Here is a 7,204-nt window from a genome sequence, read left to right on the forward strand (position 1 = left end):
ATCGGCGTCATCTCCAACAAAGCCATTGCCAAGCTCGTCGGCCTCGCTCCGACCGCCAATGACAGTGGCAAGCGAAAGGGCAAGCGACCCACCCGCGGAGGCCGCGCCGGCGTCCGCTCGATCCTCTTCCTGGTCGCCGCTATTGCCGCCCGCTACGATCGGAAGCTGCAAGCCTTCCGCGATAGGCTGCTCAAGGCCGGCAAGGAAAAAATGGTGGTCCGCATCGCCCTCGCCCGCAAACTGCTCGTCATCCTCAACGCAAAAGCACGCGATGCGCGCATCCAATACGCCAATGCAACTTGACAATCCAGATAGTCGCTCATCCTTGTCGGACTCAGAGAGTATCAAGAGGCGGCTCAACGCGGGTATCAAAGACGTTGGAGCCGCCTCTACATCACCTATTGCTCGGTCATGTCCTTCCAGATGAAGCAAACAGCGTGCCGAACTGAAATTGCAGCGCTTCTGCAAGCGCTTGATACAAGTATCTTCGAGCGGTTCGAATCGTGGGTCGCGTGCATGAATTGTCTCAAGGCTGACGATCGGCGCTGGACCCAAATTCCTTGGCGATCGACCGGGTGCTGCGCCCGTCCGCCGCCAACAGCACTATCCGCGCCCGCTTCAAATCGCGCTGCAATGTCATCGGTGAGCGACAACACGCCTCCAGCACCTTGCGATCTTTGCTCGAAAGGCAGACTTCTCTTGCTTCCGGTCTCATCCCGACCTTGAATCACGACTCACGTTCCAAGGAAAGCGGGTACTAGACTTCGAGCCGGTCGAGCCCGCGCTGGGGCGGACTAGCTGGACCAGCGCATCGGCCCGGTTGTCGTAAAGTTAAAGGCGAACGGGAAAGTGGCTGCCGCGTGGAGTTCGAATGCCTTGCGCTCCTCGGAGAGACGCCTCTCGATGAACTGGCGTTCGAACTCCGACAAGTTGGTCTGCAGCAGGCGGCGATATCGGCGGATGTTATTTCGGTGCGCACGCAGGCCGGCCATTTTCTCGTCGTGGTCCACCCGCGAGCGGCCTCCCCGTTCAAGCTTCGTTAGCCGCTCAACGCCATCGATCATATCTTTACCGACTTGAGTTTCCATGGTGCCTCTGGTCTTAGGCCGCCACCGCCTGTGTCGCCCGGTGGAGTGACGGGGGCAGTCAAAATGCCCGGCGTGTTTTCCTTCTCGCACGCGTGACGATGATCTTCCTGATCATGTTTTGCGATCCATCCGTCCCAAACATCACCGCCCAATCTACTCGTAAGCCCCCTCGATCGGCAACGAATTTCGCAGACTGTCACGGTGCAAAAGTCAGTCCGTCCCGCTGAGTGCAAAATGGCTCGTCGTTGTCTGGGCCGTCGATGCCGCCAGGGAACGTGATCATCCCGCTCTATCATCCATCAAGTGCTTCAGTATGACCTCGCAAGCTTTCTCGGCTTCAGCAAAGGTGCGGAACGGTGATCCACCCACCCTGACGGCAGTCGAGTTGAAATGGAAAGGGCGCCAAGAAGCGACAAACCCCGGCCGCCCCCCGCGAAGTCCAGGACCGCTGCTACTGTCCTTGCTGATCACGAACGAAAAGCCGCCGCTGCTCGCACTCCAAATTTCCAGTTCACCCACAGGATTATCGACGCGGTGGAAGTGCAGCCTCATTTGATGCCCTATAGGGGGTCTGCTCCCGGTGAGCCTTGAATTCCCGCCAGGAGCTTATCGGAACTAGAGTTCAGCCCGTCTGACCTGCTCTCTCAACCAAAGTAGTCTGGCAAACTATTCGCCTAGATCGGGCGCGCACTGCCACCGCGAACGGCACGTGCTCGCGAAGACGAGACGAGCGCAAATCGCACGTGCCTAAGACGGCGGGCGCGCATTCTTTCGTTGGCCCTCCTTTAAAACCGATCTGCTCTGAGCTGGGAAGCGACTATCCGCCCCACCGCTGGAAGGGCGTTGAGCGGCGGAGCGGTAGCCACCAGAGGCACCGTGTCGCCTCCGGTAAGGGCATCGCGGATGGGCGGCCGCGAACGAGATCGGAGAACGTTGGCGTATCGCTAGCAAGCTGGCTGAGGCGTCGGTCGGTCGACTTGCCCGACTTCTGCGAAACGATGCTGGAGGAACGTGCATGCGGCAAGCTTTCACCCAGAATCGTCCGCTCGCCCATTCATACAAGCTGCCACGGCGCTTACCTACGGCCGGACACGCAGCAGAAATTGTCCGTTGGTGCCGGCGCCGCGTTCTTCAACCAACAGCGCGGAGTTGCACCTTGCCAACCACTGCGCGCGAAGGTCCACGCCGCGCAGCCCGAATTGGCCTGGCAAGCGCCCTGGCAGTTCTCAGGAACGCTGTTCGCCGGCAGAGAGAAGTTACCGATTTCAGAGCCTAACCGGTCCTTCCCATACTCGATGGACTGGGCGAAGGCCGGAGCGCTAAGGAGAGCTAGCGCCATAGCGGCGAAGGGGGCTTTCATCTCATCAATTCTCCTGCATGGTGTGCACTGATCTGACTTTTCTTCGTTCAGAAACTCGCCTACCAGCGCACCTGCGGCGAGAGATCCGTCATATGGCTTTGCGGCATTTATGTCGGCTTGACGCGGGGAGCTGTCGTGTTCTCGTGTTCAAGAGAACGGGACGGCTCCGGCGCCTCTTTTTCGGAGGGACTTGCGCGCCGGAGCCGCCCGCTGGCTGCCGAGGACACTCGCGATCCCTGCTCGGGGGATCCGTTGGCGGCAGCAGCTCTGATCGACCCTGCTGCTTTATTACTCGATCGCGAGTGTATGTCGAGGCTATCAAGTATCTGCTGCGCAGACTCCAATTGGTACTTCAGCGCTTCGGAAGGCGTTGTGCAGCCGGCAAGACCTTTCAGGTAAGTGACCTGGTCCTGCAGACAGGAAGCCGCCAATCGTAACGCTTCCTTTGATGTCCACACGAATAGCTTGATTGGCATCTCGCCGAGTGATTTGAGCCATTCGGGAGTCGAAAACGAAGTCTTCGAAGCGGCTTCCGTTTCACTCATAGAGCTACCTCCAACGATTGAAATTTGATTGCCGTTTAGGGGCGCAGCGGATGCTCCTAAGTGAGCGAGTGCGATCGGAGTGGCACCCGTCCCAATATGCCATTTCGTGCCGGTCGGGTTCAGAGAGTAGAAGAGGCGGCGCGCAGAGTAGTGGCGCTGCGTACACGCGCTGTGTCCGCCCCTGCATCGCCGTGGCTTCGTGATGCTCCTTGTATGAAGCAAACAGCGTGCCGAACTGAAATTGCGGCGCTTCTGCAAGCGCTTGATACAAGTATCTTCGAGCGGTTCGAATCGTGCGTAGCATCACGTGCACAAATTGTCTCAAGGCCGACAACCGGCTGCATGATATCCGCCAGAACCGTTTTTCTCGGGGCTTCGGCGCCCACCCCCGATACGTCCCGCCTCGATCTGGTTTTTGGAGAAATTCGTAGGATTGTCTGTCTGATTGCTGAAGCATGAATAGATTGCAGATCGAGGTCGTTGCTGAGCCACCTGGAAGTCAGCAGCCTTTTGTCTGTCCTGCGCGCTCGCGCAGGTTTACGGCCAACGAAGGGCTCGCGGGCCGTTTCTAAAATCTTCCAACGTAAGGTATCATTGATTTTCGAGTCTCTCGACGTCCTCGGCGAGCTTTTGCCATTCTTCGGCGAAGAACTGCCAGCACTCCTTCCCGAGTCGACTGTTCGCTCGCTCAGCCTCCGCGCGACAATCCTCCGCCTTGGCGCGGTAATAGGCTGAAGTATTTCGAGTCATATTCCGCTCCAGGTCGTGTGCCCCGGTGCGACTGTTGGGCGCGCCGCACCGGGGCCGTGCTCCCTCTCGGCCGACCGTGGAGTCAGGGGGCTGAAGCTCCATCAGCAAAGAGGTCGCACATCAGCAAAGCACAAGCCGGCAGGGTGACGTGATAGCGTTCTGCCCGCCGCCGGTGCGCGCCTCAGTGAACCGCTGGACGCCTGACAGCGGCACCTTCGCGAGGCTCCCTCCTGCGGGGGTCTTCGGTTGAGCCGAGCACCGGTAGCTGTGCGAACCGAAGCCATTCATCTGAGAGCCGAGCAGTTGCTGTTTGTCTACCGGACAAACCAGTCTTCGCAGCTTGCCGCGGCATTGCGCGGCTCGCGTGCGGAGAATTTCTGTATGATCAGGCCCTGCCGAATTACAGGACGACGCTCCTACGCTCAGTTGGCCCCTCCTCAAATCTCATCCAACACTCCACTTAAGCCGTTTAGAACCGCATGAGGAAGGTCGAAGTTGACGACGTTCGGCGTGCCTGGGAGGCCGGATGTCGCAGCCTCAATGGCCCAAAGACCACTCGGCACACCGACAACATAGCGCGACTAAATTCACCTTTGGCTTTGATTTAGATCATCTTCGATTTAGATCATCTTCGCGCAGACGGCTGCACGGGTCGGACGTGCCCTTCACACCCGTAGCAGCTCGGACAACATTCCAACACCGCCCGCACGGCACGCCGCCGTAAGACAGCAGGATCCGATTCACCCCCTGCGGCCAGAGTTAATACCTTTTCGGCGAGGCATGCCTTCAACGATGACGTCCGCTTTGCTTCCGGCACCATCCGGACAGCATCATCCAGCACACCTCTCAGCACGACACACAGTTTAGCTTGCGGGGTCATGGGCGCTTCTCCACCAACACAAAAATCTGTCCCGTGTCGGCTCCGGCCCGCCCAGCCCGTGGTCCGGAAGCAGGCCCCGCGGAACTTGGCGCCCGATGCGCCTCTTCGCCGAGTGAGCGGGGCAGTCGGCGTTTTGGGGACAGGTCAGATCGGCGAATAGCGGTGGTTTGAGGGCATGGGGATTGGTGGTTTCCGTGTCGGCTTTCTCACCCACAAAGGCAAGCTTTCGCGCCTGTGAGGAAGGAATGATCTCGCTGGACCTGTCGATCATCGCCTGCGCCGCCTTAGCCAGATCGGCAGCGGAGGGGCCTGTATCAGGCACCGAAGGCCGGAACGCGGATGGCGAAGCCGCCGGCACTTCGGTCGTGCCAGCCTGCTTGCGCTTCTCCTGCTTCTCCGACAGGCGGACGAACAAGCCCGACTCCTTTGCCTGCTGAGCGATCCGCGTTTGGCGGATCCGCTCGGCCCGTTCGGCATCTTCCTCCGGGTTGGTCCGAAAGCCCGCGTCCGATGCTACGCCGGCCTTCTTCTCATTTTCGGCAAAGGCCCGGCCGATGTCCCCAGGCGACGGCGGTCCAAGCCGCGGCGTCGATGGCGGCAGGTCCTCATAGGACTTCGGCAGCTTGCTTAGCCCCTCGGCGGTCTGCTTGCGGTCGGTATTATAAAGCTCTGCCCGCTCCGCCGACTTGAACGGGCGCGGTCGGAGCGCAATGAGCGTCGTCCCGGCAATGAGCAGCGCGGCGATCGCGCAACCGATCATGAGGGCACGCCTGTTGAGGCGCCGAACCGGCCTCGGCCGTGTCCGCAATTCCAGCGGCTCCGGCGGATCCTGATCCAACCGTGTCGTCATGAGGCGCTCCCGGCGCTGAAAAGCTGCGACACCGGCCGGGCATCGATACGGATGATCCGGACGATGCGCTGCGGATTCCTGAACGAACCGCTCAAGATGTTCCCGGTAGCCCTGCTCGCTTCTCTCAGGCCTTTGCTGGCCTTCGATATCGGCGTTGCCGATGTGGTCCTTTGCCGGACTTTCGTCTTGACCAGCATTGGCGATCGATGGACCGCGACGAAGGAGCCGACTTCTTTTCGCCGCGCGATCCTTCTCCTTAGGGCGCTCAAGGAACAGGCCCTCGAGGCGCGACACCCTTTCGGCCGGCGGCAAGTACATCAAGGTCAGATGCAGCACACTCTCAAAATGCTGCCCACCGGGTCGTGACGGATCTTCCCATGATGCACCGGCGGCGCCCGCAAAAGCGGCACGTCGCTCCTCATCAACCAGCCAGGACACCGGATCCGGAAACTCTGACCGCGGATACTCGCCAGCCGGGATGCGCGTGGCATCAAAGAAGAGAGCCCAGCCTGAGCCAAAACGCTTCAGAACGTTGTTGACGCGCGAGGCGACGCTCATCAGCTCGGCCTCGGTGGCACTGTCGAGGTCCGGTCCCCGGTAGCGCATCGTCCGCTGAAAGCTGCCATCCTTGTTCAGGATCACGCCTGGAGCGATCAGGCATGCCCATGGCAGCCAATCAGCCGGCCGATACGCATGGCTGCGGAATTCTCTCAAGTTCAGCATGCGAGCTGCCCTTTGTGCTTGGAATGGCGACTTCGACGAAGGCCGGGTCGCGCTTGGCGAGCCAAGCGGCCATGCTGTGTCCGATGACCCAGAGCACGAGGCCTACCAGCCAAAGCCGCAAGCCGAGCGCCAGCACGGCCGACAGGGTTCCGATCAGGATGGCGGCGGCACGCGGCGCGCCGCCGATCAGAATCGGTTCCGTCAACGAACGGTGGAGCACGAGTTCGAATCCTTCCGCACGCATCAGATCAATGCTCCGCCGCCGAAGGAGAAGAACGAAAGAAAGAAGGAGCTCGCAGCAAAGGCGATCGAGAGGCCGAACACGACCTGGACCATTCGCCGAAAGCCGCCGGAGGTGTCACCAAAGGCGAGCGATATGCCGGTCACGGTGATGATGGTGACGGCGACGATCTTGGCGACAGGCCCCTGCACGGATTCGACGACGCGCTCGAGCGGGGCTTCCCATGGCATGCCTGAACCCGCGGCGTGCGCCGCCGAGACACAGAGAAGCATGCAAGCCGAGGCCGCGCCGAGCTTGACCAGAGGAAACCCGCTGAGCGAACAGAAGGCGCGAACGCACGCATAGACGCAGTCGAATGGACATATGGAAGTCTCGTCAAGGTCAAGGACGGAGGGCGGTGTTTGGAAGTCCGGGCGGGGTCTTGATCTTCCCCCGAAAAAGTGGACAGGGTTAAGCTGCTTTTAGCTCCATCTCGATCGGGGCGATATATCCGATGGCGGAATGGAGCCGGGTTCGATTGTAGAAGCCTTCGATGAAGGCGAAGATGTCGCGCTGGGCTTCGGCGCGGGTGTTGTAGCTGCGATGATGAACGAGCTCGGTCTTGAGGGTATGGAAGAAGCTCTCCATTGGGGCATTGTCGTAGCAGTCGGCTTTGCGGCTCATTGATCCAACGATTCCGGCCGCCGACAGCGCCGCGCGATAGTCGCAAGAGGCATACTGCACGCCGCGATCGGAGTGGTGGATCAATCCGGCCTGCGGTCGTTGCT

The 7,204-nt window shown here is 60.4% G+C and carries 6 protein-coding genes and 2 pseudogenes; 1 reads left to right on the top strand and 7 read right to left on the bottom strand.

Annotated elements, in window-relative coordinates:
- Window positions 1–303 (top strand): transposase (locus K288_RS0141670; protein ID WP_027584680.1); only part of this gene is annotated, 303 nt, incomplete at its 5' end.
- 253 nt (window positions 304–556) lie between these two features.
- Here K288_RS0141670 and K288_RS51630 read toward each other — a convergent pair.
- The 7 genes and pseudogenes from K288_RS51630 to K288_RS0141705 form a co-directional block, all read right to left on the bottom strand.
- A pseudogene (locus tag K288_RS51630) lies at window positions 557–715 on the bottom strand (IS630 family transposase); the annotation flags it as partial.
- A gap of 79 nt (window positions 716–794) precedes the next feature.
- Entirely contained in the window at window positions 795–1,088 is a 294-nt protein-coding gene (locus tag K288_RS48660; RefSeq protein WP_343209658.1) for a hypothetical protein, read from the bottom strand.
- Between the two features lie 1,467 nt (window positions 1,089–2,555).
- Window positions 2,556–2,993 (bottom strand): hypothetical protein, encoded by a 438-nt coding sequence (locus K288_RS53220; RefSeq protein ID WP_152535955.1) that lies wholly within the window; start codon window positions 2,991–2,993, stop codon window positions 2,556–2,558.
- Window positions 2,994–5,758: 2,765 nt separating this feature from the next.
- Window positions 5,759–6,196: pseudogene (locus tag K288_RS51650) on the bottom strand (conjugal transfer protein TrbE); the annotation flags it as partial.
- Window positions 6,150–6,440, bottom strand: coding sequence for a VirB3 family type IV secretion system protein (locus tag K288_RS48665; RefSeq protein WP_051335038.1), 291 nt, complete (start codon window positions 6,438–6,440; stop codon window positions 6,150–6,152). The gene K288_RS48665 and the pseudogene K288_RS51650, both read right to left, overlap by 47 nt.
- Window positions 6,440–6,739 (bottom strand): TrbC/VirB2 family protein, encoded by a 300-nt coding sequence (locus K288_RS0141700; protein WP_027584683.1) that lies wholly within the window; start codon window positions 6,737–6,739, stop codon window positions 6,440–6,442. Before K288_RS0141700 ends, K288_RS48665 begins: the two co-directional genes overlap by 1 nt.
- A gap of 148 nt (window positions 6,740–6,887) precedes the next feature.
- A partial coding sequence (locus tag K288_RS0141705) for an IS3 family transposase (protein ID WP_027584684.1) occupies window positions 6,888–7,204 on the bottom strand: 317 nt, incomplete at its 5' end.

The organism is Bradyrhizobium sp. Ai1a-2 (assembly GCF_000426245.1).
Classification (GTDB): Bacteria; Pseudomonadota; Alphaproteobacteria; order Rhizobiales; family Xanthobacteraceae; genus Bradyrhizobium.